The organism is Phycisphaerae bacterium, from assembly GCA_018003015.1.
In the GTDB taxonomy this organism is placed as follows: domain Bacteria; phylum Planctomycetota; class Phycisphaerae; order UBA1845; family PWPN01; genus JAGNEZ01.
The window spans coordinates 17,271-42,212 of record JAGNEZ010000055.1 but is presented as its reverse complement, the minus strand read 5'-3'; the positions used below and the strand labels follow the sequence as shown (position 1 = coordinate 42,212).

At 59.5% G+C, this 24,942-nt stretch carries 25 protein-coding genes and 1 pseudogene; 6 read left to right on the top strand and 20 right to left on the bottom strand.

What is annotated here, in order from left to right; translation table 11 throughout:
* Positions 1-212: hypothetical protein (locus KA354_19380; GenBank protein MBP7936809.1), on the top strand; the 212-nt coding region annotated here is incomplete at its 5' end.
* 168 nt (positions 213-380) lie between these two features.
* Here the strand turns inward: KA354_19380 and KA354_19375 are convergent.
* The 5 genes and pseudogenes from KA354_19375 to KA354_19355 form a co-directional block, all read right to left on the bottom strand.
* A pseudogene (locus KA354_19375) lies at positions 381-500 on the bottom strand (GDP-mannose 4,6-dehydratase).
* 302 nt (positions 501-802) lie between these two features.
* Positions 803-1,405, bottom strand: coding sequence for a type IV toxin-antitoxin system AbiEi family antitoxin domain-containing protein (locus KA354_19370; GenBank protein ID MBP7936808.1), 603 nt, complete (start codon positions 1,403-1,405; stop codon positions 803-805).
* A gap of 127 nt (positions 1,406-1,532) precedes the next feature.
* Entirely contained in the window at positions 1,533-2,078 is a 546-nt protein-coding gene (locus KA354_19365; protein ID MBP7936807.1) for a hypothetical protein, read from the bottom strand.
* Positions 2,079-2,127: 49 nt separating this feature from the next.
* The gene (locus tag KA354_19360) at positions 2,128-2,364 is read right to left on the bottom strand and encodes a hypothetical protein (GenBank protein ID MBP7936806.1); all 237 of its coding nucleotides are present in this window, start codon (positions 2,362-2,364) and stop codon (positions 2,128-2,130) included.
* Entirely contained in the window at positions 2,358-3,416 is a 1,059-nt protein-coding gene (locus tag KA354_19355; protein MBP7936805.1) for a hypothetical protein, read from the bottom strand. Before KA354_19355 ends, KA354_19360 begins: the two co-directional genes overlap by 7 nt.
* Positions 3,417-3,694: 278 nt before the next feature.
* Here KA354_19355 and KA354_19350 point away from each other — a divergent pair, with 278 nt between their 5' ends.
* Positions 3,695-3,892: a hypothetical protein gene (locus tag KA354_19350; GenBank protein MBP7936804.1), complete on the top strand. Its 198-nt coding sequence runs from the start codon at positions 3,695-3,697 to the stop codon at positions 3,890-3,892.
* 165 nt (positions 3,893-4,057) lie between these two features.
* Positions 4,058-4,264, top strand: a complete 207-nt coding sequence (locus KA354_19345; GenBank protein ID MBP7936803.1) for a hypothetical protein — start codon at positions 4,058-4,060, stop codon at positions 4,262-4,264.
* A gap of 329 nt (positions 4,265-4,593) precedes the next feature.
* On the opposite strand, the gene KA354_19340 is transcribed toward KA354_19345, so the two are convergent.
* The gene (locus KA354_19340; protein ID MBP7936802.1) at positions 4,594-5,211 is read right to left on the bottom strand and encodes a plasmid pRiA4b ORF-3 family protein; all 618 of its coding nucleotides are present in this window, start codon (positions 5,209-5,211) and stop codon (positions 4,594-4,596) included.
* Between the two features lie 158 nt (positions 5,212-5,369).
* Here KA354_19340 and KA354_19335 point away from each other — a divergent pair, with 158 nt between their 5' ends.
* Entirely contained in the window at positions 5,370-6,749 is a 1,380-nt protein-coding gene (locus KA354_19335; GenBank protein MBP7936801.1) for a hypothetical protein, read from the top strand.
* Positions 6,750-6,940: 191 nt separating this feature from the next.
* On the opposite strand, the gene gmd is transcribed toward KA354_19335, so the two are convergent.
* The 4 genes from gmd to KA354_19315 form a co-directional block, all read right to left on the bottom strand.
* Positions 6,941-7,978, bottom strand: a complete 1,038-nt coding sequence (gene gmd / locus KA354_19330; protein MBP7936800.1) for a GDP-mannose 4,6-dehydratase — start codon at positions 7,976-7,978, stop codon at positions 6,941-6,943.
* A gap of 38 nt (positions 7,979-8,016) precedes the next feature.
* On the bottom strand, positions 8,017-8,973 hold the full coding sequence (locus tag KA354_19325; GenBank protein ID MBP7936799.1) for a GDP-L-fucose synthase: 957 nt from the start codon (positions 8,971-8,973) through the stop codon (positions 8,017-8,019).
* Between the two features lie 908 nt (positions 8,974-9,881).
* Positions 9,882-10,118, bottom strand: a complete 237-nt coding sequence (locus KA354_19320; protein MBP7936798.1) for an AbrB/MazE/SpoVT family DNA-binding domain-containing protein — start codon at positions 10,116-10,118, stop codon at positions 9,882-9,884.
* A gap of 39 nt (positions 10,119-10,157) precedes the next feature.
* On the bottom strand, positions 10,158-11,618 hold the full coding sequence (locus tag KA354_19315) for an IS701 family transposase (protein MBP7936797.1): 1,461 nt from the start codon (positions 11,616-11,618) through the stop codon (positions 10,158-10,160).
* Positions 11,619-11,813: 195 nt separating this feature from the next.
* On the opposite strand from KA354_19315, the gene KA354_19310 reads away from it, so the two are divergent.
* Positions 11,814-12,380 carry a hypothetical protein gene (locus tag KA354_19310; GenBank protein MBP7936796.1) on the top strand — a complete coding sequence of 189 codons (567 nt, stop codon included), beginning with the start codon at positions 11,814-11,816 and terminating at the stop codon, positions 12,378-12,380.
* Between the two features lie 133 nt (positions 12,381-12,513).
* On the opposite strand, the gene KA354_19305 is transcribed toward KA354_19310, so the two are convergent.
* The 5 genes from KA354_19305 to KA354_19285 all read right to left on the bottom strand — a co-directional run bounded on the left by KA354_19305 (position 12,514) and on the right by KA354_19285 (position 17,807).
* Complete coding sequence (locus KA354_19305; protein ID MBP7936795.1) at positions 12,514-12,945, bottom strand: VanZ family protein; 432 nt, start codon at positions 12,943-12,945, stop codon at positions 12,514-12,516.
* Between the two features lie 508 nt (positions 12,946-13,453).
* Positions 13,454-14,551, bottom strand: coding sequence for a glycosyltransferase family 4 protein (locus KA354_19300; protein ID MBP7936794.1), 1,098 nt, complete (start codon positions 14,549-14,551; stop codon positions 13,454-13,456).
* A 5-nt stretch (positions 14,552-14,556) separates the two neighbouring features.
* Complete coding sequence (locus KA354_19295; GenBank protein MBP7936793.1) at positions 14,557-15,582, bottom strand: radical SAM protein; 1,026 nt, start codon at positions 15,580-15,582, stop codon at positions 14,557-14,559.
* 70 nt (positions 15,583-15,652) lie between these two features.
* Entirely contained in the window at positions 15,653-16,480 is an 828-nt protein-coding gene (locus tag KA354_19290; GenBank protein ID MBP7936792.1) for a methyltransferase domain-containing protein, read from the bottom strand.
* A gap of 115 nt (positions 16,481-16,595) precedes the next feature.
* Positions 16,596-17,807 (bottom strand): glycosyltransferase, encoded by a 1,212-nt coding sequence (locus tag KA354_19285; protein ID MBP7936791.1) that lies wholly within the window; start codon positions 17,805-17,807, stop codon positions 16,596-16,598.
* Between the two features lie 541 nt (positions 17,808-18,348).
* Between KA354_19285 and KA354_19280 the strand changes: the two genes are divergently transcribed.
* Positions 18,349-18,870: a transposase gene (locus KA354_19280; protein MBP7936790.1), complete on the top strand. Its 522-nt coding sequence runs from the start codon at positions 18,349-18,351 to the stop codon at positions 18,868-18,870.
* A gap of 133 nt (positions 18,871-19,003) precedes the next feature.
* On the opposite strand, the gene KA354_19275 is transcribed toward KA354_19280, so the two are convergent.
* The 5 genes from KA354_19275 to KA354_19255 all read right to left on the bottom strand — a co-directional run bounded on the left by KA354_19275 (position 19,004) and on the right by KA354_19255 (position 24,877).
* A complete protein-coding gene (locus KA354_19275; protein ID MBP7936789.1) occupies positions 19,004-19,636 on the bottom strand; it encodes an FkbM family methyltransferase in 633 nt (210 codons plus the stop codon).
* 304 nt (positions 19,637-19,940) lie between these two features.
* The gene (locus KA354_19270) at positions 19,941-21,074 is read right to left on the bottom strand and encodes a glycosyltransferase (protein ID MBP7936788.1); all 1,134 of its coding nucleotides are present in this window, start codon (positions 21,072-21,074) and stop codon (positions 19,941-19,943) included.
* Positions 21,075-21,109: 35 nt separating this feature from the next.
* A complete protein-coding gene (locus KA354_19265) occupies positions 21,110-22,339 on the bottom strand; it encodes a glycosyltransferase (protein ID MBP7936787.1) in 1,230 nt (409 codons plus the stop codon).
* Between the two features lie 90 nt (positions 22,340-22,429).
* Positions 22,430-23,170 carry a glycosyltransferase gene (locus KA354_19260; GenBank protein MBP7936786.1) on the bottom strand — a complete coding sequence of 247 codons (741 nt, stop codon included), beginning with the start codon at positions 23,168-23,170 and terminating at the stop codon, positions 22,430-22,432.
* Between the two features lie 351 nt (positions 23,171-23,521).
* On the bottom strand, positions 23,522-24,877 hold the full coding sequence (locus KA354_19255; protein ID MBP7936785.1) for a hypothetical protein: 1,356 nt from the start codon (positions 24,875-24,877) through the stop codon (positions 23,522-23,524).
* Positions 24,878-24,942: the final 65 nt, after the last annotated feature.

Sequence of the window (24,942 nt, the reverse complement as noted above, 5' to 3'; positions counted from 1 at the left end):
ACGACCTGGACGTCTGGGCCTATCTGAAAGACGTGCTCGATCGTCTGCTGGCCGGTGACAAAGACTACGCCGGGCTACGGCCGGACGTCTGGCGACAGGCCCATCCGGAAGCTATCCGCGAGTACCGAGTGGCCGAACGTCGCGACCGGGCTGACCGCAAGCAACTCCGCCGGGCCACCCGCCGGCGTTTCCAGGCCTCGTTCCCCCGCTGAGTCCAGCTCCGCACCCTCCCGCGTTCCGGCCCAGCCCCCCATGGTTCTGGTGGGCGCTTACTCGTCCGTTGATGTCTGCCGCCTCCGCGCCCGGCGATAGGTTGCCAAGCTGGCAGCCAGGACCGTTCTCGGGAGCGGGAGCGCGTATGATCCGGTCCACGTGATGCGGCGCTCTTCGCCGCCAGGGCGGATGAGGCCGTGGACCTCGTAGCCCTTGGCCTGCAGGAACTCGGCCAGATAGCTGCCGTCCTGGCCGGTGATGCCGGTGATCAGTGCTTTGCGGGACATGAACTGCTTCCCCTCAAAAGTGGTTTTCAGCGATCACCCATTAGCCCCGTGTTGTCAAGGGAAAACGCTCCCTTGGCGAATCTTCCTTTGTTCGGACGAACGCCTGATGTCGCCGTTCGTGGCCGGTGTCCGTGTATCGGGGGAACACGAACGATCAGAAGACGCTGGCGGACCGGATCAACGAACTGAAGGAGATGTACGGTCTGCGGGATGTGATCATGGCCGGGGACGGTCCGTTCCCTTTGCGGCGTTCAGCAGGCGCTGATGCACGGATTCGGCGACATTCCTGATCTTCCGCTTGGTCATGCCATGGCCTCCAGGTACGGTCGAACCACCTGCTCGACGCGGCAGATGCGGGCGTATTCCAGCACCGATTGCAGCCGAGCCCCGCGACGACCACGATAGGTCCTGAGAGCTTCAAGGGCCACATCCAAGCCGATCTTATTGCGGTATTTGAAGCAGTCAGCGAGCGTCTTCTCTGGGTTATAGACCCGGACAGGGACTCGGTCGATCATGTGCGTGTCGACGCCGGCCTCAAAAGGGGCGGGAGAAAACCGGTACACATGCAGGGGCGGGTAGTCCAGACAGGGGTGACGAGCGGTGCGTGGAAGCGCGAGGTGGACCTCGTGCGGAATCTGAGTCGTCAGCTCGTGGTAAGCCAGGGCCGAGATCAGGCAGACAACGCCCTGCGGAATGCGTTTGGCGACCGTGGCCAGGTCTGGCTCACTCAGCGGTGGCAGCTTGGCCAGTCGATACAGCCCCCGCGCCAGTTGCTCCAGTTCCCCGGCATCGCGCAGGGCATACAGCGTGCGCGGGTGGATACCTTCCGCGAGGGCTTCGCTGGTGCGGAGCATGCCGCCGTGTCTCGCAAAAGCCTTCTTGGCTTGGCTCGTCGTCGTGGCCATGGCAGACCCCGCTGAGACTGTCGGATAATAATGCATGCACATTTTATCAAATTTGTGCGATTCTATCCAATAAGCGGTCACGCTGCCGATCCACAGTTCCGCTCAGGTGCCAGAGCCACTGCGGTTTTCAGCAGATCCCCAACAGCTCCAGCAGCCGGTTGACGCGCTCGAAGGCGTCACGCTGCCGGGCCGCGCGATCCTGTGGGTCTGTGAGCTCGTCAAAATCAGCCACCCACTGGGGCCCGCTATCCGCGGGCGAGGCGAACTTCTCCTTGATCTTCTCAAGCCCCTCACGCACGAGCGCGTGGCTTAAATGGGGCCGAAACCGATCCGCCAGTGCCTCCAGGCCACCGGGGAAGTACGTCAGGCAGAAGTGAATATCCCACGCATCCTTTTCCTTCATGCGGGCAGCCAGAGCCATCCCCTTCATGACGATGAAGGGGACAATGCCGGCCACGCGCACGATAGCCGAATCCCGGGCGCCACCGGGAAGCGTGCCTTCCAGCTTGACCTCGGTGTTGATGTCCAGCGCCAGGTCACAGCCGCGGCTTTTCCTGACCATCACGTCTTGAACATGCTGATGCCGGTGGGACTTGGCCGTGCCACCGTACTCGCCAAACAGGAGATCCACGTGAACGGTGATTTCGCGGCCGTTTACGATGACCGTGCGCAAGAAGATGAATGGCTGATTTCCCTGGCGATACCCGCGTCGGGTCAGATGCTCACGAATCGTGCGGTATCCGGCCTCCCTCGGTCAGCTTTCTGTGATCCAAGGCCAGATCGACATCGTTGCTGCCGATGTGAGCTGCTCCCGCTGCGGCCAACACCAGCTCCGGCACCCAGCCCCCCACGACGACCAGACAGTCACGGTACTCGCCAAGGATGCGGATGAGCTCCAACATGACCTGGCGTGCAGCCTGGACGGCATCTTCGGTGTATTCGTCGCGCGGGCTCACCATGTCGGCTTCACTACCTGATCCAGAATGGCCTCGGCCGCCTCCTCACCACGGCCACGGAAATTGAGCAGGTCGAGATAGGCCTGCAGCGGTGAGACGATCCACCTGCCGTCCACGTCCCTGGCCCCAAAGAGCACGCCCTCGTCATAGGGCTCGATCAGGCTCACATTGGCCCCGCTGGTGACACGTTTTAGACCCATGTGCTGGGCAACTTCCTCAAGCCGGCCGGTCACATAGGCGGTAACGCGCTGATACCGCACCATCGGCGCTAATCGCGCTCCCGCCGAGAATCCGGTCAGCGCGTACCTGGATGTCATGCTTTCGCACGCCTGAGCCAGTTTCGCCTCGATCTGCGGGATAGAGTCGAATGAATAGAAGTCATGCACCGTGTTGCGGTCGTATTTGTAGTTCCTGTTCCACTCATTCAGTAACGCGGCAGGTTGATTAAGCCTGAATCCGCCGGCCTCACGGATCAACCATTCGCGGTCATCAAGGAGCCGTTTCACCTTGGATGCCATGCCCAGGCTCACCTGCGCGGCTGCGGCTAATGGCTCGATTTTCCAGGTTCGCCTGGGTTCGGCCAGAAGTGCCCGCAGAACCCGCTCGGCCTTGGGCGAGTACAGGGATCTCAGCCCACGCCGCTCGACGGCAGGGTTGGGCCAATCAGTCCGGCGAATGTACACGTGATCGAAGCATAGCCGACAATTGCCGGCCAGATCCAAGTACCCGATGCCCTCGTCGGTCGCAATCTTGCCAGCCGCCGCTGAGATGTATGGCGCGGCAAAGACAAGGCAAGCCTTCGGGAACCGGCCATGATAACGAAGCAGTTGGTTGACCGCCTCTCGGGCCAGGCGTGGCTGACCACTGGGTTTCGTCTCGATCAGCAGCAGCTCCGAGTTGTCGCCGATGCGCAGACGACCAATCCAATCTGCCCCCGTCTCGGCCACATCGGACTCCGGCGCGCCCTCATCCAAGGAGCAGAACGGCACGTCGGCCAAGTACTCGCGTAGCTTCTCGACGGTCTGCCAGGAGATGTTGGTTTCGGCTAGTTCCACTGTTTCACGCCATTTCACCAATCGGTAAAACTCAGAGTAATCGTGAAATCGGAAAATGTCAAGCCTTTTTTCACCCAAAATGTCTCTTTCACCAGAAGGAAAAAGGCCTCCTCACGCATGGTATTCCTGCCCCCTGAGACGAGACCTGCCGTATTAGCCCGGCGGCGATCACCCAAGCGAGGAATAACCCGGCAGCATGGCAGGTGCTGAAGCCGAGGGGTTTAAACAATCTCAGTTTAAGATTCTGTGGATTAGCGATTCTTCATCGCAAGAACGCGATGTTCTACAAGACCCAGAACGGGGCTCATGTCGGCGACGTGTTCATGAGCCTCATCCACACTTGTGAACTCGGCGGAGCCAATCCCTTCGACTACCTTACCCAACTCCAGCGGCACGCCGGCGAACTGCGCACGAATCCTCGGCAATGGATGCCCTGGAGCTACCGGGAGAGCATCACGCCCACCTGCTCCAACTGACCGCGCCGGAAAAAATCACACTACGCAGGCTTGCCGGAAGGACACGCCTCATTCACACCTGCCAGCTCCACAACATTGGTTCATTCGAGTAATGAGATCAACACGCTCGCCGGCCTGCCAACGGTCGAGATCGTGGCTCCTCCCGAACTGTAGGAGATGAGGCACATGGAGTACTTTGACTACGAGAGCGCCGCCCGGGAAGCCGGTATCTCCGCCGATCTGCTGACTCGGGTCGTGGCAGCGATGAGAATCGAGTTCCCACACGATCTGATGATGCTCGAATTACACGTTCTCCGAGCCTGCATGGCCGTCCGCGATGGTCAAGCCACGGTTGACCAGATCCTCGAAACCAGCATCGCCATCGAATCGTGATCCACCCGGGTGGCGGGTCCGTCGCCGAACCAGAACGATGAGCCCATGGAACGGCCGCGGCGGCTGGGTCTCGAATGCCCCCCGCGCCAAGTCCAGGAAATAATCACGATCGAGCTTCACGTATGATAACCAAGGGCTTAAGAAGTGATCCCTGAACTGCTCGGCACATCTTGTACATTTCGTCCAAGAGGCTTATCGCGTCGGCTCCGCGACGCAAAGGCCCGATTATTCAGTCCTCAGCTTGGCTTGAGCCGTACCTCTATTGTGCACGATGGCATCCGATCATCATCGAGCAGACGTCCGAGCGGTCTGCTGTGGCCTGCCCTGATTCAGAACTCTCCTACGAACAGCTCCTGATCCACCAGTCTCGGCCGTGACCAGCGGGCGTACTTGCCCAGCTCGAGGTTGATCGCTTTAAGATGGAAGCCCTCCGGATCGAACTGGCGGCCGACCCATCTGCGGTTTCGCTTATGCCGGGGATGCTCGGGCTGGACGATCGCGGCGAGGAACTCCCTAAAGCCGTCCATGCCGCCCACGTCCTCGGGCGGGCAACTGCGCTCGCCACCAAAGCACGCCACACATGCAGAATGACCTTCCGGCACTGGCTTGATGTCCTCTGCGTCCAGCGTGTGCTCCCATCCGTCGCCGAAGTCGTACTTGTAGCTGAAGCTCATCCCGACCCGCGGAACCACATCGCAGAGCTTGAAGTCGCCCTCCTCCTGGCCCTCCATTTCCATGTCTTCCGGCGTCTCGGTGTATCGCTGGCCGTTGATCGTGAAGCAGTGCAGGTGCTTTTCATCCCAGCCCATGACGATCTGAATCACGTCGTGCAGCCGGTCGAGGGTAATCTGGCGTGGCACATAGAAACGCCGCCAGATGGTTGGCTTGCTTTCGGTCAGCGTGATCTTCAGGGTGTATGCCGTATCTGGTGGATTCGCTGGGGGCATCGGGATTTCCTCTAGACACCGTCGAAAGCGTCGCCATTCCTGATGCACCCAGTCTATCCGATCACGCGGGAATGACAAAGAACAGAACGCTTGCTCTTGATCATCGCCCGGGTACACTCTGAGAACCGAGCTTGAAGGGACTTGAGTCGAGCAGGACCATGGCCAAGGCGAAGAAACCAGACCCGCTGATTGCGGCTATCGAACACGCCCTTTTTCGCGGGCACTTCGTTCCCTACGGGGAGATGTTCCACTTCGCCGAAGGACTGGATTCAGCCAAGAACCAGGTCGACGCGCTGGTCACACAGGGGCAGTTCCAGCGTGCCGTCACCCTGTACGAGGTCTTCCTGGCCGGCTGCTACGACAAGGCCGAGGAGGTGGATGACTCCGGTGCCAACCTGAGCATGTTCTTCGAGGACCTGTTCATCTCGTGGATCCATGCCCGCCAGAAAGCCGGTTGCCCGCCCGAAGAGACCGTCCGATCCATCCTGAGCTGGATGCACAACGACGATTACGGCCTCTGCTATCGCATCCACGGTCCCGTTGCCAAGGCGCTCAATGCCGCGGGATACCGGCTGTTCCGGTCACATTTCGAGAATCTCCTGGGAGAAGCGGTTGCCACGCTGGAGAACACCGAAGCACCCGACCCACGGCCCTGTTTCACCCTGCCATACGGCCTCAGGCTGAAGCTCAAGGAGATCTACCATGCGCGAGGCGACCTGCGCGCCTACCTCGCCCTGTGCCACAGGATCGACCCGAGCCCCAAGGACTGCGAGAACATTGCGGGCCTGTTGAAGGCCAGAAAGCGCTTCGCCGACGCCTTATCTTGGGTCGAGAAGGGGTTCGCGCTGAAAGATGATGACCGCTGGCGCAATGAACCCGCGTTCGGCCTCGATAAGCTGAGGCAGGATCTGCTGGTTCAACTCGGCAGGCGTCAGGAGGCCATTGACGCGGCCTGGTCGAGCTTCGAGCTGCATCCTTCGAGTTTCGGCTATGACGAGCTGATGCGGTACGTGCCCAAGAAGAATGTCCACACCTGGCATGAGAAGGTCATGCAGGTAACCCGCCGGGCGCCGCTCTCGACGTTCGTTGAGATCTGCACCCACACGAAAGAGTGGAGACTGCTCGCCGAGCGGGTAAATGCCGCTGAGGATGACGAACTGGAAGGCATCAGTCACTTCGTGAACGAGCCGGCCGCCGAGGGTTTGACCAAGGGATTCCCCCTGACCGCCGCCAAGGTCCATCGCGCCCTGGGCATGCGAATCGTCAGGAGTGCCAAGAGCAAGTACTACGGGTACGCCCTGGAGCACCTCAGGATAGCCCGGCAGCTTTACGAGACGCACGGGCAGACAGAGCTATGGCAATCCCTGGTGGAGCAGCTACGCCGAGACCACCGGCGGAAGTTTGGATTCATGAGCGGGTTTGAGCAAATCGCGGCTGCTGGATCCGCGCCGCGCTCCTTGACGTTCGCGGAGAAAGCCAGGCAAAGATGGGCGAACCAGGCTTCCAATCCACGAGCAGATACGCCAGGAATGGCCTGAGAGGCGGTCGGTTCGTGACGTGACGGTCAGAGCGGTCTCCGAAGGATGCCAGCGAGAGAGCGTCAACTACTGCCCTCATGTCGGCCATGCATGAAATGCAATGAGCGGCAAGGCCCTGGCGAGCCCTGCCGCTTTTTTCATTGTCGCAGCCACTTCGGCGCGGCGCGTTACCTGGCGTTGCTCAGCTCACGTTATCCGCGTGCGGGTCGATTCTCCTTGAGCATGCCGTGGTCGGCCAGGACGCACTCCCGGCGGGCCAGCTCCCAGTCGGCGTCAACCATCATTTCCACCAGGCCGGCGAAGCTCACCTTCGGTTTCCAGCCAAGAACGCGACGCGCCTTGGCCGAGTCGCCCAAGAGCAGGTCCACTTCGGCCGGGCGCAGGTAACGCGGGTCGCATTCGACGTATTGCTTCCAATCCAGGCCCACGCGCTGGAAGACCAGTTCGAGGAACTCGCGCACGGAGTGGGTCTCGCCGGTCGCGATCACATAATCATCCGCCTTGTCCTGCTGGAGCATGAGCCACATGGCTTCCACGTAATCGCCGGCAAACCCCCAGTCGCGCTTGGCGTCGAGGTTGCCCAGGTAGAGCTTCTTCTGGAGCCCCTCGGCGATGCGGGTGGCGGCGCGAGTGATCTTGCGGGTCACGAAGGTCTCGCCGCGGCGCGGGGACTCGTGGTTGAACAGGATCCCGTTGCAGGCGAACATGCCGTAGCTCTCGCGGTAGTTGACCGTCTGCCAATAGCCGCAGAGCTTCGCGCAGGCGTAGGGGCTTCGTGGGTAAAAGGGCGTCTTTTCGGTCTGGGGCGCCTCGACCACCTTGCCGTACATTTCGCTGGAGGAGGCCTGATAGAACCGGCAGGCCACGCCGGTGTCACGGATGGCTTCCAGCAGCCGCATCGTCCCCACGGCCACCACCTGGGTGGTGTAGACGGGCTGGTCGAAGCTCACGCGGACGTGCGACTGGGCGCCCAGGTTATAGACTTCATCGGGCTGCACGCGGGTGAGCACTTCGCGCACGCCGGTGCCGTCGGTCAGGTCGCCAAAGTGCAGGAACAGGCGGGCATCGTGCTCGTGGGGATCTTTGTAGAGATGGTCGATGCGCTCCGTGTTGAACGAGCTGGAGCGGCGGATGATGCCGTGGACCTCGTAGCCTTTGGCCAGCAGGAATTCGGCGAGATAGCTGCCGTCCTGGCCGGTGATGCCGGTGATGAGTGCTTTGCGCGACATGAATTGCTTCCTCTCAATGAGTTTTCAGCGATCAGCTCTCAGCGGGCAGCCTGGCGATGCTGCTCGTACCACCCAATTGTCTTTCGAAGACCTTCCTCAAAGTCCGTGCCGGCGGTGAAGCCGAAGCGCTCGCGGGCGCGGGTGGTGTCCAGACAGCGCCGCGGCTGGCCGTTGGGCTGAGTGGTATCCCACTCGATCCGGCCCGTGAACCGCGTCAGCCGGGCGACCAGCTCGGTGAGATTGCAGATGCTGATCTCCCGGCCAGAGCCGAGGTTGACCGGGCCCGGCTGGTCGTACCGCTCTGTCGCCAGGACCAGCCCCTCGGCCGCGTCCTCGACGTAAAGGAACTCGCGGGTGGGCGAGCCGTCGCCCCAGCAGACCACTCGATCGTCCCCGGCGTCGCGAGCCTCGATGCACTTGCGAATCAGGGCCGGGATGACGTGCGAGGTTTCGAGGTCGAAGTTGTCGCGCGGGCCGTAGAGATTGACCGGCAGGAGGTAGACCGCGTTGAGTCCATACTGCTGGCGGTAGGCCTGACACATGACCAGGAGGGCCTTCTTCGCCACGCCATAGGGCGCGTTGGTCTCCTCGGGATAGCCGTTCCAGAGCTCCTCCTCGCGGAAGGGCAGGGGAGTGAACTTGGGGTACGCGCAGATGGTGCCCACCTGGACGAATTTTTTGGTGCCATTCCGGCGGGCGTGCTCGATGAGATGCAGGCCCATGGCCATGTTGGCGTAGAAGTACCGGCCGGGGTTGGCCCGGTTGGCCCCGATGCCGCCGACCTGGGCGGCGAGGTGAATGACCACATCGGGCCGGGCCGTCGCGTATAGCCGCTCGACATCCGCCTCGCGGGTGAGGTCGTAGTCTTCGATGAGCGGGACGAAGAGCCGGTCGGGGGTCACGCCGCGGGCGCGAAGCTTCTGGCAGAGAAAGGAGCCGAGGAATCCGGCCCCGCCGGTCACGACGAAACGGTCACGAGTGAAATCGATGGGCATTGGAGTAGCTTTCAGCGATACACCCCAGTCCAACCCGCCCCAAAGCGCGGACGGATGGCCCGCAGATCCGGCTCCGATCAGGCATCATCCACGCCATCCCGGACCGGCTGCGCAAGCACAAGCTCCTGAATCCTGCAGCGGTGCACTGCTGCCCGATCACCTTGACCAGGGGCAGCAGGTCATCCGGCTGGGCATCGCCCGTAGAAAGGCGATTGCTACCCTTGGGCGAGTGCCCCAGCCAGTCGTCGGCCATCTCGGCGGGCAGTAGGGTGAGCCCCCATCAGAACCGGGGAACTGGTTGGCCGCGCGGGGGGTGATCCGCGGGGGTGGTCACGCTGTTTTCGACGATTGGAGCAGGATGTGCCGGCGTGTGGCCCGGCGGTACTGCTTGCGGTCGGCGTCAACCATCGACCCGCTCTATCCTACACCCCCTTCGGACCTGTTTGATGCTGAGCGTGTAACTCGTGCTTCCGCCGAAGGTTGCCTCTGTACCGAAGGCGAATTGGCTTCGTTTCGTAATCCGCCCCTCGTGATCCCGCCAATCCGCCTGCTGGCCAGGCCTGGGGCTGGAGGACCGCCCGGAACCCAGCTCAACGAATCCGTCGGCCGGTAGGAGACCGCCCTGAACAACAAGCTATACCGCGTGCTGCACGAGTTGGAGCGGCTGCAGCGGCGGTGCCGAGGAGAAAGCGTCCCCGCCCCGGCGGCAGGCGATTTGAACATCCACGGTCAAAGCGCCGAGCCGCATCGCTCTGGCCAGGACGGACACTTTTCGAGGCGCCCGTCACGCAGCTCGGCCAACGTGACCGAGGAGACCCCCGGCCGGGTGCTGCTCGAAGCGGTCGAGCACGGCCGGCGGCCTCCGCTTGATGATGAAGATGCAGATGTTGGTGTGTCGAGGAGGTATCTCACTGGAAAACCGCCTCGCGCTGCTGAGGGCCTGGCTGGTCGCGATCTGCCATGTAGTCATCAGAGAACTGATCCAGGCTGCCGCGCAGCGATTGCCACGGACTGCCTCCCTTGGGCACCAGAACGACGGATTGCCCGACCTGTACGACGAACACCTCGTTGCCTTGCAGCCGAACCTCCGCCGGCAGGTGAACGACCTGGCCTTCCCGTTGCGTGGTCACCGTCGCGGTTTTCATCAAAGAGCTCCCAATGCCAATCCACGCGGGATTCTAATACTACAACGCTAACGATCGGGCCATTGGCAACGCCGTATGCTGGTCAAGTATATGCCCATCCTGTGTAAACGACATAGAGTTCGCTTTCGGTGCGAGCGTCGAGCTGCCGCGTTGCGGGCCTGTGTTATCGTCAATTGCGCGGCGATGATCTCGGCCTGCTTCCGAGAGCAACGGCCACCGCGATACCACATGGGAACGAGCGACCGGGTGGCGGTCCGCACCTGGCACCAAGTCAGCTCCGTTTTTTTTGTCGTTATGGGCCAGCCAGAACTCCGCCAGAAACAGATGGCTCACACAGGTCAGGATCAGATGTCGCTGGATCGAGATGTACTTGCGGACCTCGAAGTGATCCATCCCCAGTTCCGTCTTGCTGTCTTCGAAGAGCCGCTCAATCCGCCAGCGGCTGAAAGCCACGAGCAGCAGCAGTTCCACGGACGTGGACTCCGGAGCGTTGCTCAGGAAGAACTTGACCTCTTTGGGAGCCAGGGTATTGCGGGCGATCAGCAGGTGATGAGGGCGGGACGGCAGCCCATTCTCGTCCTTGATCCACAGCGGGATACGCTTGACCTCCCAAACCATCGGCCCTTTGGCGCCATCCTTGACGTGGAACTTCTCCCAGGGAATCCGCCGCAGGACCGGCGAGTGGGCGAGGATGTTCCGCACTTCCGCCGCCGGCGTGTTGCGAACCTTCAGGCGGGGCAGCTTTCGGGGCCGTCCTTTGCCTTGGTCTCGACCGTGCTCACGGTACAGGATCTCCGGTGGACGAGTCCAGCCCACGAAACTGGCGGGAATCTCGCCCACATAGTTTTGGCCCAGACCGTCCAAGGCCCTCAGAAACGGGGGTTTTCCGCCGTACCCTTCATCGAAGGTCAGCCAGGCGAACCGGACGCCGTTGCCCAGGGCACGCCGGATCTGTTCGAGGGCGATCTGCCACTTGGAGCGGTAGACCACATCGTCGGGTATCCCCGCCGCCCGGCATCGGGAACGATCCGCATCCCAGGTGTGCTCGGGCAAGAAAAGATCGCCGTCCAGCAGCGTGTGAAACTCCCCGGCGGCATACCCCAGATGAACGCTGACCACACAGTTATCCATCTTGCCCCGTGCTCCGCAGTGCTGCCGCTGAACGCAGGCGGTCTTGGTGCCTTGCTTGGGAAAGCTCGTCTCGTCGATGATGCCAACACTGTCGGGATGGCCGTGTCGACGGGCCACCTGACGCTGAATTTCATCCCGAACCCCAGATTCGTCCCATACCAGCATGCTCAGAAACTCCTGAAGCGTGCGTGGCGGGACACCGGCAGCGTCCGCGATCGGTTCGATGCTCTTGCGGTCCAAGTCGCTCAGCTGGCCACTGACGTACCGGTTCAGATGGCTGCGGTTGGTGACCCGTCCCATCAATCCGTCAAGCTGGTGAAGGTATTCAGTCAAAGCAGGCTTGATCCGGAGAATCGTATCGGCGTCCATGCCCATGACCTCCTGTGTTCGAGTTCCACTCGAACCTCCCATCGGCTGGTCGCATAACGTTTCTTGAGCTTTCTTAGCGTTGTAGTACTAAGGCCTTCCGTGACGCTGCGCCGAGGATGAAAAGCCTTGACAGTGTCCCGCGGAATCCGTTGAATTCCACGGTATTCCGTTGCTCCTGCTGAGGAGGGGCCTCGAATGAGCTCTCGCAAGCAGATCGGTGCCAACAGACGGAACGCCCGGTCTTCCACCGGCCCGCATGATACCGGCCAGACGAGCCAGAACGCTGTCAAGCACGGCCTGCTGGCCAAAAGGATCACCGACCAGGATCAGTCAGCCTACGCAGAGGTGCTTGGGCATATGCTGGAGCACTACCGGCCCGTGGGACCCCTCGAACGCTGGCTGGTCGAACAGATCAGCCTGCTCATGGTCCGTATCAAGCGGGCGGCAGAAATCGAGAAGGACTGCATGGCCCAATTGATACGTGACAGGGTTGAAATGCTCGAGGACTTGCGCACGTACACGGATTCATGCGGCTTGCCCAGGTTTGTACGGACACCCATCGAGGACGAACTCACGACTGAGCACATCCGCACACTCAACGAGTCCGTAGGACGGTACGAAACCGCGCTTGAGAACAAGCTCTACCGCGAATTGCACGAGTTGGAGCGGCTACAGCGGCAGCGCCAAGGAGAAAGCGTCCCCGCCCCGGCGGCAGGCGATTTGAACATCCACGGTCCAAGCGCCGACCCGACCCAAGCGTAGTCCAGGGGCCTCGGCCGGGCATTGCCCGATGGGATCTGAGCGGTGGCCGGTGCGGTCCCGAGGACGCCGATCTGGACAACCAAGCGGATAGACACGCTGGGCCAGGCAGTCGAGCGCATCTGGTGGCTCGATCCTACTCCAGCAAGCCGTGGTCGGGCAGGACGGGATCACACGACTTCCGATCGCAGGCCCGACGACGCCATAGCCAGACAGTCGCAGCGAGGATAGCGCCTATCATATCGGCGAGCCAGTCACCCAAACTCGCGGCACGACCGGTCCAGTCCTGCGTGACCTCGTCGGCTGCAGCCAATAGGACAACCGAAAGTAAGGCCGTTGTCGTGCGAAACCAACTGCAACTGGACCGACTAAGCCACAGCAGCAGCCAGGTTAGTAGGCAATAGAGGGTAGCGTGGATTGGCCATTCGGCTGTCTCCGCCCACGATGGATGGCGTACAATGCTCTGCGGAACGTGAGTCAGGAGCACGACTGCCCCAAACCCATCAACAGCGATGAGGACGCGACAGCGAGTACTCGTTGCCTCGGGAATAGCAGACAACCACTGCATGCTCAATGCTCAGGGACCTGGCTGGTTCTCGGGCGCCTCTCGACATAGGGCCGGCCGCATGCTCACTCACGAATCAACAACAACCCGCTGGCCCGCCCTGTTGCTCTGCCCTATGCGACATTGATGTTGTTGACCAATCCACTCTCGCCCGGGCGGTCGAGTGAAGTCCGTACCGGGCCACCGCCTTCACCGCCAACGCCCATAGCCTCTCAGGAATGCGCGAGCGGCCATTGCGGTTCTCACGCCATCGCTCAAAACGCCGGAGCGTTCCCTCCAGCCGGGCAGGAACATCACGCGAGATGCCGGTGCTCATCATCTGTCCTCCATCGGTCCTCAGGATGACAGATGACCTTACCAGACGATTCAAGACGGTTCATGCAGGCTTGCCGAAAAGACTCGGTACTGGAGACGATCTCAGACGGCGGGAGGAGCCTCGAGCCACCAGCAGCAAACCGGGGAGAGCTCCTGACATCGGGGCTCGCTGGGATGATGACCGATGACGGATGGGTTATCGCGAGAGAACGCCTTTGTAGAGGGTCTCGAACTGGTCGGTGATGTGGTCCCAGGAGTAATGGTCGCGGATTCGCTGTCTGGCTTGTTCTGAGGTCTTGCGGGCTTCGGTGGGATTCCGCAGCAACCAAGCGAGCCGCTCGGCCAAGGAGTTGATCTCCTTGTTGCCGAAGGTCCAACCAGCCGCGTCGATGGCTTCCACGTTCTCGGGAATGTCGCTCACCAGGCAGCAATTGCCGTAGCTCATGGCCTCCAGAAGGGCTATCGAAAGGCCTTCAACCTCGGAGGGTTGAACGTAAACGGCCGCATGACTGAACAGCTCCTCCAGCAGTCGGCCGGTTACGAATCCAGGGAAGAGGATCCTGGGATCGCCATCAGCGAGCTTGAGCAGCTCCGCCTTGTAGCGATCCGCGCCGGGCACATCGCCAGCGATTACCAGCTTGTGGTCAACTCCGAGACGGCGAAAGGCCGGGATGAGGTAGTGGGCGCCCTTCTCTGCGACCAGGCGCGAGGCGAAGAGGACGTAGCGGCCGGGCTCAAGACCGAGCTTGAGGATCTCCTGGGGCGGCATGGGCTCCTTGAGTTCAGTTCCCGTGGGAATGTAAGCCATCTCGATGCCGCGCTGGGCGAAGTGATCGCACTGGGTGCGAGAGACGGCCGTATAGGCGTGTGACTGGCGCAGGCAGAGGCCCTCCAGCAGGCGGAGGACCATCGCGCCGCCCTTGCCCCAGCGGCTGCGCTTCCACTCCAGGCCGTGCATCTGAAGGACGCATTTTTCGCGGCGGACGCGGGCCATCCAAGCGAAGGCACCAGCAGCCACGCTGTGGAAGTGGACGATGTCGTAACGAGACCCGGTGAGCACCTTTAAGGCGGCCGTTGCGGAGGTGGAGAGCTTCTCCGCGGCAGCTTTGCGGACCGAGCGTACGCCTACGATGCGCATGCCCTGGAACTCGGCAGGCACCTGGCCGTAGTGGCGCATCGAGTAGACGGTCACGTCGTGGCCGCGGCTCACCAGGCGCGAGCCGAGTTCCTGGGTGTACTTCTCAATCCCGCCGCCGCGGGCGATGTTCTTGACGACGAGAAAGGCAATGCGCATGGAGGTCAATGGCTGTCGCAGGGAGGGATATTGAGGACGGGCAGGCAGGCAGTCTTGATCCGCTGGCCGCGCATGGTGCGGATCTTGTTCTTGATCACCCACATGGCTACCTGCCGGATGTATTTCTTCATCACCGGGGAGGCCGAGCCGATCATCCAGCAGTTCTTGGGGCACCGGCGGACCTTCTGGCGAACTTCGCGGGCCTTCGGGCCGTTCCAGATCTCCATGAAGTCCTGCACCTCGTGGAGATTGCCCATGGTGTCGTACCAGTGCTTACGTTCCATGCCGTTGCAGGGCAGGACATTGCCGTAGGGGTCGATGAAGAAGTTCTCGGAGCCGGCTTCGCAGGGCAGGAGACGCGGCTTACCGTGGATGTAGTTGACTAAGCCCATATTGAAGAACGCCCGGAACCAGCTCTTGGGGTGGCCCTCCCGCATAAGCCGGTTGATCAGCTCCTCGAAATTTGCGGTGACCTCGTCAAGGTTAGTGATGACGTTGTCGTCCTTATGGAAGTAGAAGGAATTGTGGAAAGCGGCAGTGGCGAACTGGAGCTTGAGCTCCCGGGCCAGGTCGTACAGCGAGAGCATGTCGGCGGAGTTGCTGTTGGAAACCGTGATCCCGAAGCCAATGTCCTTAACTCCCATCCGGCGCAGGCCCAGCAGGACGCGCAGGCCCCGGTCGAATCCCCCGGGGCGGCCGCGGAGTTCGTCGTTCCTCTGGGAGAGGCCCTCGATGCTTACGCGGAAGCCGAGGCGCGGATGCTTGCGGGCAAGCCCAACGACGCGGTCCTCGAACCAGCCGCTGGTACTGACCACCACACGATCTGTCTTGGTCAAGAGGATACCAATGATCTCGTCCAGGTCGTCCCGAATGGTCGGCTCACCGCCGGTCACGTTAACCAAACCCACGGGGGGAAGTTTCCTGAGGAGGTCAGGTTTGAACTCCTCCTCTTCCTTCGTGGGGTTCGCCCACACGTTGCACATCGTACACTGCATAGGGCAGCGGTATGTGACGATGATGGAGGCTTCCATCGTTACCCTTTAATGTAAATGCACTTCTATCACCGGAGACGTAGGTGCTCAGCGCATATCATGACATCGTCTATCGCTTTGTCGCGCAGAACATAATGGTCAAGTAGTGCATCTGATTCTTCTCTTCGCGGAAGGCCGGATGCAGTGATTCCCGTATTGAGCAATACTGAGTGCCATCAAGAGTAGTCAATGGCATGACAACTATAGTGTGCCACCCGTGACGCCTGAAAGAATCGATGTACTGGTATGGTCTAACACGGTTCGGGCTACCACGAAATCTTAGCACGTTGTATAGTATCTCGCTATACCGGTAAATACTATTCGGATCCTTCTCGCGAATCCATCGGGAGTGTGTCTTCAGATCAATCTCGGCGATAATGATTGCGCCGCTCCTCGTGACGCTGCTTAACTGTTTAACGGTGTGATCGACATTGTCAAAGTGCTCAAAGGCTGCCTGACTAAAAACCAAGTCCGTGCTCTTCTCACCAAAGGCTGACACGATGTCGAAATCGCTGCGACATACGTAGTTCAGTCTGTCACTTTCTCCGGCCTGTAGCCTGTCAAGTTGAGTTCTAAGGGAGTCCAGAGTAGTGGGCAAAGTGATCTCGCTAAGACGGGCAAGAAACTTCCCGTAGAACTGCTGCGGAACACTCTTGATCAGATTGTTCACGTCGATGGCATTGTACCTCCCAGCGCCCTTTGATAGGAGGTACACGCCAACGCCAAGATCAGCGCCGGGACCTAGGTCCAAGACCGTCTTGCCCGCTAAGGATGCCTGGCCAGATGAATATTTGTCCAGATAAGACAGCCAGTGCTCAACGACGCCTATGTCGTACTCGAAGCATCTGCTGTAGTCGCGAACCGTAAACGGCTTAGGAGAAGAGTAGCCACAGAACATGTATTTGATCCTAGCCAGACACAAAAACGCCAACCCTGCAAAGTAGTAAAAGGCGCTTTCCAGTCGTGTTCGCGCGCTTCGTCGAGAGGTATTCATCGATTCATCTCTGAGGTCGCTAACGAATTGTTTGGTTGTACACTGCAATTAGCCGCTCGTAATGAGTCTCCAACGAGTGGGAGGTCTCCACCAAGCGGCGCGCAGCACGGCCCATCTCTACGAGCTTAGCCGGATCGGACCAGAGGCTCCTAATGCAGTCACGCAGTTGATCGGCATCACCCGACTGAAAAAGCAGGCCGGTCTTGCCGGGGATAACCATCTCGGAGATGCCGCCGATATTCGCGGCGATGACCGGCTTGCCTGAGGCGAAGGCCTCAAGGATGGTCATCGGGGCGTTCTCGTGGCACTCTGATGGGACGATTACCATGGCTGCCCGGCGGCAGAGTTCGCGCAGTTCCTCGCCGGTCTTGTAGCCGTCGAGAGCGACGCCGTTCACGCCGTTGTCGGTGATGAATTGCTGCAGCGGTTCCTTGAGTGGCCCATCGCCTACAATTCGCAGCGGAATACTGAGGCCGCGTACCGCGCGCAGTAGTGTGAAGATGCCCTTCTCGTGGGACAGCCGTCCGATGAACACGCCAAACTCGTGGCGGCCGTAATCGGGCGCATACTGCTGGGTATCGATGGGGTTGGGGAGGTGTACGAGCCGATCCTCGGCGAAGCCTGCTTCCAGATGCTTGCGGAGGAGAAACATGCTCGGGCATAGGAGGTAACGGGGCCAATCGTACTTGCCAAGCCAACGGTTGAAGTACGATTCAATGGTGTAGACAAGCGATGCCGTCCGGCTGTTCTTGTGACAGCCCTTCAGTACGCATCGGTAGAACGTGCCTCCAAGGCATGCTTCGCAGACCCGCCCGTGGTCGAGCATGAGGTACGATGGACAAATCAGCTTGCAGTCGTGAAGAGTCAGGACGGTTGGGACCTTCCGGCGTCTCGCGGCGTCGAGCACGGCTGTTGTCAGTGTACCGTAAATATTGTGGCAGTGGACAAGATCAGGACGGCGGTCATCTATCAGCTTGAGGAACGCTTTGCCGGTCGACCGGTTATACACCATCTTGGGCACAGTGCGGAGCTTCTGCACGAAGGAGAGATGCGAAGTGTCACATCGATCGACAAAGAAGCCTGCAGCCTCAGAGGGACAGTTTCCCTGGTGCTGCGTGGAGAAGGCGATTGTTTGGTGTCCGTGCTGCCTGAGAAGCTCCTCCTCCTTCAGAAGGACGCGTTCTGATCCCCCCCTTTCGTAGTAGAAGTTGTTCACCAAAGCGATTCGCATGCTCTTCATGACCCTGGTAACGCAGTCCAGCTGAGCTAGTTGCCGTTTCCAAAAACGTGATGTAACTTTCTCGTGCTGACGGATTTGCGCCATGGCGAGAGATGGTATATATAGAGTGCCACGTGTTGACATGGATGCCACGGTTTCACGTGGAGTCTCGCCATGTGCTTGTACGTTCGAAACCTCCGGATCGACGAAGGAAGGAAGCTTCAGAACATCAAAGGTGCCAAGGTCCGCCTGCGTCGCACGAAAACCTGGAAAGAATGCAACGATCCCGCGCTCAAGTCTAAAAAAACCTACGGCGGCAAAGTCCGCTTGAGCAGCAAGACTTCGAGCTGGGCGAGGTATGCGGCGGGGTTACGGCGGGGACAACGAGTCGCACAGGTGTGAAGCGCCTTCTCTACCGGTGCCTTCGGGCGGGATTGAGTCCTGGCCATCCGTGGCCCTCCTCGCTTGAAGCTCCACCCATCCCTATCGGCCAATCCTCCAGAAAGCCTCAAGCGGGCTTTGCCGCCGTAGAAAAAAAGTGATTCGCCGGTTCGTGAACCAGCCCGCCTCGAATGGGCCGACCATCTCGTTCGACGAGTTCGGCCCGCTGGAGATTCGACCGCAACCGGGGCAGGGTTACTATCGCAGCAACCGGCAGAAACGCTGGCCCACCACGTACACGCGACAGCAGGGCGTGCGACATTGGCTGGCGTTCTACGACATCCACGCCGACAGGCTGTGGGGGTACACGCGTGCGAGAAAGCGGTCTCGCGAAGTTCTGGAGGTACTGAAACGCATGAGGCGGCAGTACCCGGCCGAGCAGCGGGTCCATCTCATCCTGGACAACTTCTCGCCCCACGGCACGCCCGAGGTTCGGCGATGGTGCCAGGCCAACAACGTTCACATGATCTGGACGCCGACCAACGCATCATGGCTGAACCCGATCGAATGCCAGTTCACGCCGGTCAAGGAGTTCGTCATCCGCAACTCGTACTATCCCGATCATGCCGAACTCCGGACCGCCTTGAATCGTTATGCTGCATACCGAAACCGGTACGCGGCCGAAAACCGGTAGAACCTTTATGGAAACGGCACTAGCGCATCTCACGACTGATGGTCGTATCGGGCGGAATAGCCGTGTCGGATGGCGAGCCGGCCGTCTGGCACGCAAATTGCTAGGCTACATCGTGAGATGCGCCAGGCGTTCTTCATCTGCTTACCAAAGGTCCAATCTCCGCCAGCTTTTCGCCGGTGCGAACTGCCAAGAGATCGCTACTCTCTGGCACACCACCTTCATCGGGCTTGTACTCGCGCAGACGAGGGCGGATCAGCGTCCTAGGAATGCTGAAGAACGCAAAACCCAACTCCTGAAGAACGCGAACGGTCGGATGACAGTCCTGCTTTGTCGCCGAATCGTTCAGTTCGAAGAGAATCGCATCTGGTGCATGGTCCTTGAACCACTCCCGTGCCCCCAACAAAACCTCTAGCTCAAAGCCTTCAACATCAAGCTTCACTAATCGAACCGATTTGGCATCAGCGTCGCGCAGAATGGGTGAGAGGCGCCTAACAGAGACCCGTACGCTGGCGGAATCCTGAGTTCGGCGCACGAACGAGGCTCCTCCGGAATGGCCGTGCGGAACAGCGAGCTCCAGTTCGCCCTCCTCGTCACCAAGTGCTGTTTCGTAAAGGCTGACGTTCTCATACTGATTCCGTTTTATCATCTTTCTCAGAAGACCGCACAACTCTGGATTTGGCTCAAAGGCGTAGACTCTGCCTTTACTCCCGACGAGTTCGGCCAAGACAGCTGTTACGATCCCGATATTTGCGCCGATATCGATCACGGTATCTCCCGGACGTACAATTCGTCGGCACACCCAGGAGATCTTTCGATCCGAGTCCGCCAGATAAAACGCGAGTTGACCGTTGAAGTCATCGAGAGGAGCAAGAACGTGACTACCACAGCGTAAGCGTGCCCAGATTACGTCGCTGCGGCCTTTAGTTATTGATCTGAAGATCGGTGACCTAATGATCCGGGGGCCGCCGCTGTAGAGGGGGTAATGCCTAGTCATGAAGGCGATTGCTCTCTGGAGAAGAAGCATCATCACGCTCCGAATAGGGTGTCAGTTCTCCAAGTCTCCAGTGTCCTCACCAGGATCCTGCGTACATTAAACCCAACTCGTGGACATACGTTCCTATGTCGTATCGTCTCCGAAATGCGGAGTAATCCCAGTGTGCCAGGTGGGCGCTGCCGCTTAGATGCTGGTCCACCTTGAACGCAAGATCGTCGACCGAGCTGCATGTCCATCCGTTGCGCCCCTGTTCGACCAACTCGCACATACCCCCAGCATCCTGCATCACAAATACCGGAATCTCCAACAGAATCGCCTCGAGGCAGGCAAGCCCAAATGCCTCCCCTTTAGTGGGTAGTACAAACGCATTTGACGTGGCTATCCACTCAAGGGCGTCATGTCTGTGACCTAAGAACGTGACGCGTTCGCCAAGTCCGAGCCGCTGTGTGTGGCGCTTCAACGAACCCATCATGGGGCCGTCCCCTAGCACAAGCAATTGAGCGGTGGTGTCCTGAAGCTTAGCCATTGCTTCGAGAAGCAAGTCGATCCGTTTGAGTCCCTCTAACCGAGCGGCGGTTGAGAGAATCGGAACATCCTCACCGATACGCAGTTCCTCCTTGATCCTCTTCCCGATCTCAAGTCGACGGCTCCGGATAGCGTCAATCCGTGAAAGATCGGTAGCATTATGCAACCTGACGATAAGCTGTGGGCGTATGCCCAACGAAATCATGTGACGCGTAATGAAATCCGAGTTCGTCACGAGTACGTCGACGTACGAGTTGACAAGAACCCTGTAAAGAAGCTTCTTTAGTAGGAAGAAGGTAGCCCTGAAAGGGGTCTGTCTTGCGAACGGGAATTCCCCTCGGCTGTGTAGGACCAGCCGTGCTGTTCGGCACCTGTGTCGGAGTGCGAGAAAGATGAACGGAAGGATGATCTCCTGCATATGGATGACGTCGAAGTCGCGACCGTGAAGAAGCTTGTGGAGCCTAAACAGTCCGTAGAGATTTGACAAGAGTCCATACTTTGACCGCATGTTCAGCGTCTGGACTTGAACTCCACGCAGCCGAAGGTCCTTGGCGTGACCACCCTCCTCATCGGTGCAGAAGAGCACGGTCAGCTGGACATCCGTTTCAGACATCTGGCGTGTTACGATTTGCGAGAGCAGCCCCGCATATTTCCCGCTCCACGTAGCATGAAGCACACGAGTCATCGTTACCTCCGGCCCATGAATACATCAGCGATGCATCACGTGGAGAGCAGGTTGGCGTAGAGCTCCGTAATCCGCTGGGTGCTTACTGCCCAGCTCTGGTAGTTGCGGGCTGCATGGACGCATCGTGACGCCACCCTCTCCCGATCAGCTACTACACTGCACAAAAGGGTATGTATGACGTCGAGCTCCCCCGTACCTACAGCAACGTCTTCTAATACATAGCCGCAAGCACTGTGTCTTATGATCTCTGGAGCGTCGCCAGCATGCTGTGTGGTCACCACTGGCATCCCTGCAGCGAGGTACTCGCCCAATTTGGTCGGGCTCGCTACAGCATTGACCGGACTTGGCCTGCGAAGAAGCAGGCCAAGATCACCGGCAGAGAGCCACTTGGGAACGTCTTCTGGAGTCAAGGAGAGCACTTGGTAATCGCGGACCGGGGTACCAACCCGCCGCAGTGCCGTATCCCAGCGCGCTGGATCATGGTGTGTAAGGAGCAAGAAGAACACTCGCCCATCCTTGTCTCTGAGTTGCCGCACAAGCTCCAGTGTTTCACCTACGCACTGCCATGTTGCGAGGCCGCCAGAGTAGCAGACGACGAGCCGATCAGCCACGTTTAGCCGTTGTCGTGCTTGGACGCGACGGCACCGCTCGGCAGCGAATTGCTCGACATTGACACCACATGGTGCAATGCACATCGGGATGCGCGCGAGCGTATTGTGGCGGAGCAGCGTGTTCTTGAGGTTCTCCGAAACACAGACTATCGCATCAGCACGCTGAGCAGCGGCCTGCAGATCTGCCTCGGCTTGTCTAATCCTCCATTCCTTCATCCCTGCCATAGACAGCTCGGCGAGTTCGTCGCCGTGCAAGTCCATCACAAGCGGGCATCGCACCCTGCGTGGGGGTACAAGCGCGGCAACACCCGCAGTCTCAGCGTGGACGCAGGCCGGTCGCAGCACGACTAGCAGGAGCGCGATCGTGAGCGAGAATACAAAGCGGCTCACGACAGTGAGCGGGCGCACAGAGAAGACGGGTAACGTGGGCCAGACGATGACTCGAAGCTGAGACCGCAGGACCCTGAACTGACTTGAGGAACACGAATAGAACGGCGTGAGCCAAAGCAGTGTAACGTCGTATCTCGCGTTGGCCAGTGAGGAGCAGATACCCTTGATACGGTGAGTGTAGGCGGTCGCCCTGTTGGCTCGACCGTATCCAACGACGAGGATCCGTCTGTTAATGGGTAAGGGTGGACTGGGTTGGTTCTTCATGCTGGGTTACTGGCCACAGAACACGGCGGCAAAACTGGTTAGCGTACCGGCCATTCTGGCAGGGCGCCGCTCGATCCTGGGGTGCACCTTCTACTCATGGGGGCCGAACCCGTCGAGAACGCCGGCTTCCCGTAGGGCTGCTTTAAACAGTACCTGCCAGTCCCGTGTTCTCGCGACGGCTTGCCGACGTTCACGTGCATTTGTCTGCTGCAGTTCGCGAACAGCGTGAGCGAAGCGACGCGGATCACTCTCGCACTGCACCACGCCTGCCTCCTGATGCACAAGAACCTCTGGCAGTGGCGTTGATACGACAGGCAAGCCGGCACCAAGGTATTCGTAGAGCTTGATGGGACTTGTTGCCCGAATCAAGTCATTCAGAATAAACGGAATCATGCACACATCGACCGCGGAAAGAAGCAGTGGAAGTTGCCCGTAGTCTAGACTCCCTGCAAGTGTGATGTTCGGCAAGGCCAACTCGGACAGTTGTGTTGCGGAAAGCCTAGGTGGTCCGACAAGCACAATGCGCCATTCTGGAAGTTGCTGAGCGACGCCGCGTACTAACGAGGAGTCAAACCAGGAATCTAGTGCGCCAATGTAGCAAAGGACGGGCAGGCCTTGAGACGGGGAGCGATTGCGAAGTGCGATGGATCTGCTGAAGAACTCGTAGTTGACACCGTTCGGGACATATCTGACCTTGTTGGGAAACCTTGGCTTGAGCTTCTCGACCAGTGGAGCGCTCACACACCAGATGATGTCCGCTAAACTGCAAAGGGCCGCCTCTTTGTCCTGGATCTCAGGGTCCGCGTCGTCGAAGCCTGACCATTCGTCCATGCAGTCGTATACCAACGGTGCATGTTTTACCTTCGGAACGTAATGTGGGCACGCAGCGTAGATTAACAGCCGCACGTCATCCCTGGCGAACCCACTAACAACTCGTCGTTGCTGAATGCTGTTGAGATGCGAAATGAACGCGGAACGACGAGCCCAGCGAAAAGGCAGTAGGTACTTCCGGCTGAGGCGATTCGGGGAGAAAAGCGCGGAACCGCGTGAATGCACACCAGAGAGTGACCAGACATGCGCGACCAGACCGCCAGCGTTAGCTACATCCACTAGGTGATGAGGCCGCTGTTTTCTAGTAAACCACCAACTGTATACGGCAATGTCGTGCAAGGCGCAACTCTCCTAGAGAACAATTTCCGCCCGTGGCGAGCGCGAGCAGAGCGTGGGGTCTCCACGCCCCGGTAATGTAGGTGGCGCTACGATGTCGGTGTTTGAGGCAGAACAGAGGAGTGCGGCGGATAGCAGGAATGGAATCACGGAACGTGGCACAGTTATGGTTGAATCCACATTTGCGAGAAGAAGAAACAGGTAATGAACAAATACGCAGAAAGCGAAAGGAAACACGCTTGCTGATGATGAGGAGTGTGCTCGAAGGACCGACCCCACGAAGATCGCCAACAACAGCACGGCTGGAAGGCCTGCTACTAATCCGAGGGTCAACACACCGTGTATGTCGGCGCCAAGAAATGTAGTGACCTCATGCAAAGTCATCTGACCCGTCCCGACAAAGGGCGAGGCGGCAATCTCCCGGGACGCCTGCAACGAATCCTCGAATCGGATCTGAACTGACGTGTCCTGCCGTGGATCCTCCTCGAACCAGCGAAGGAACTTGCGCTGGATCTCGCGCACAGCAGGGGAATCTAAACTGGGCGCCGAGAAAACGCACACTGCCAGGCCTCCGAGGACTATCCACAGCGAGGCGGCACGCGGCAGGATCTGGGTACCTCTTAGAAACAACAAGGCAAGCGGGGACACCACAAAAATGGCGAGTACCCGTCCTCGCGACAGAGCTAGAACACAAGCAAGTGCCGGTGCGATCAGAATGCATGAAGCGACGAGCCGTGATGCAACACAACGCGCTTGCAGGATCTGGACCACGCACACGACAGCAAGGGCGCTCACAAGACTGCCACCACTCGGCCAGTTCGCCAGTAGGTCAGCATACAGCACAGCCTTTAAGGCATCACGATCAGGGTGACCTTCGAGCCCAAGAAACAGGTAGTACCAGTTCTCCATCAAATCTGCACGATGATTAAGAACAATGTAGTCATGAATGCAGGCGACCACGAATCCCAGGAACAGGGCTGCAACGCCTAGATGCAGTTTAATGCGAGCATCCAGCACTCGGATTACGGGGAAGCACAGCCATATGAGGGAAAGGCGCAAGTGGCGACGCAGGAACAACTCCGTCGGCAGCGCCTGCGTTCCGACGAGATAGGCTCCTGCCACGAGGATCCAGAACCCAAGCAGGATGGAAACCACATCAACAAATCGCAGCCACCGCGGGCCGTCCTTGAGAGATCGTACTAAAAGGAGTGCAAGCCCAGCAAAGGCTATGTCTGTTGGCGAGATGGTTCCAACCTTCGGGACCGTAAGCTTTGCCCATTCAAAGAAAGAGAAGGTGCACTCTGTAACAAGAAGAACTAGAAGAAGGAACCGAGCAATGCGGTGCGGGGTTGGGAAGAACAACGATTGCATCTCGGTGATCCGTTAAATGCCAGACGACGGCAAGGGCGAGGCTTCGGCACAAGGAGGCACAGCGG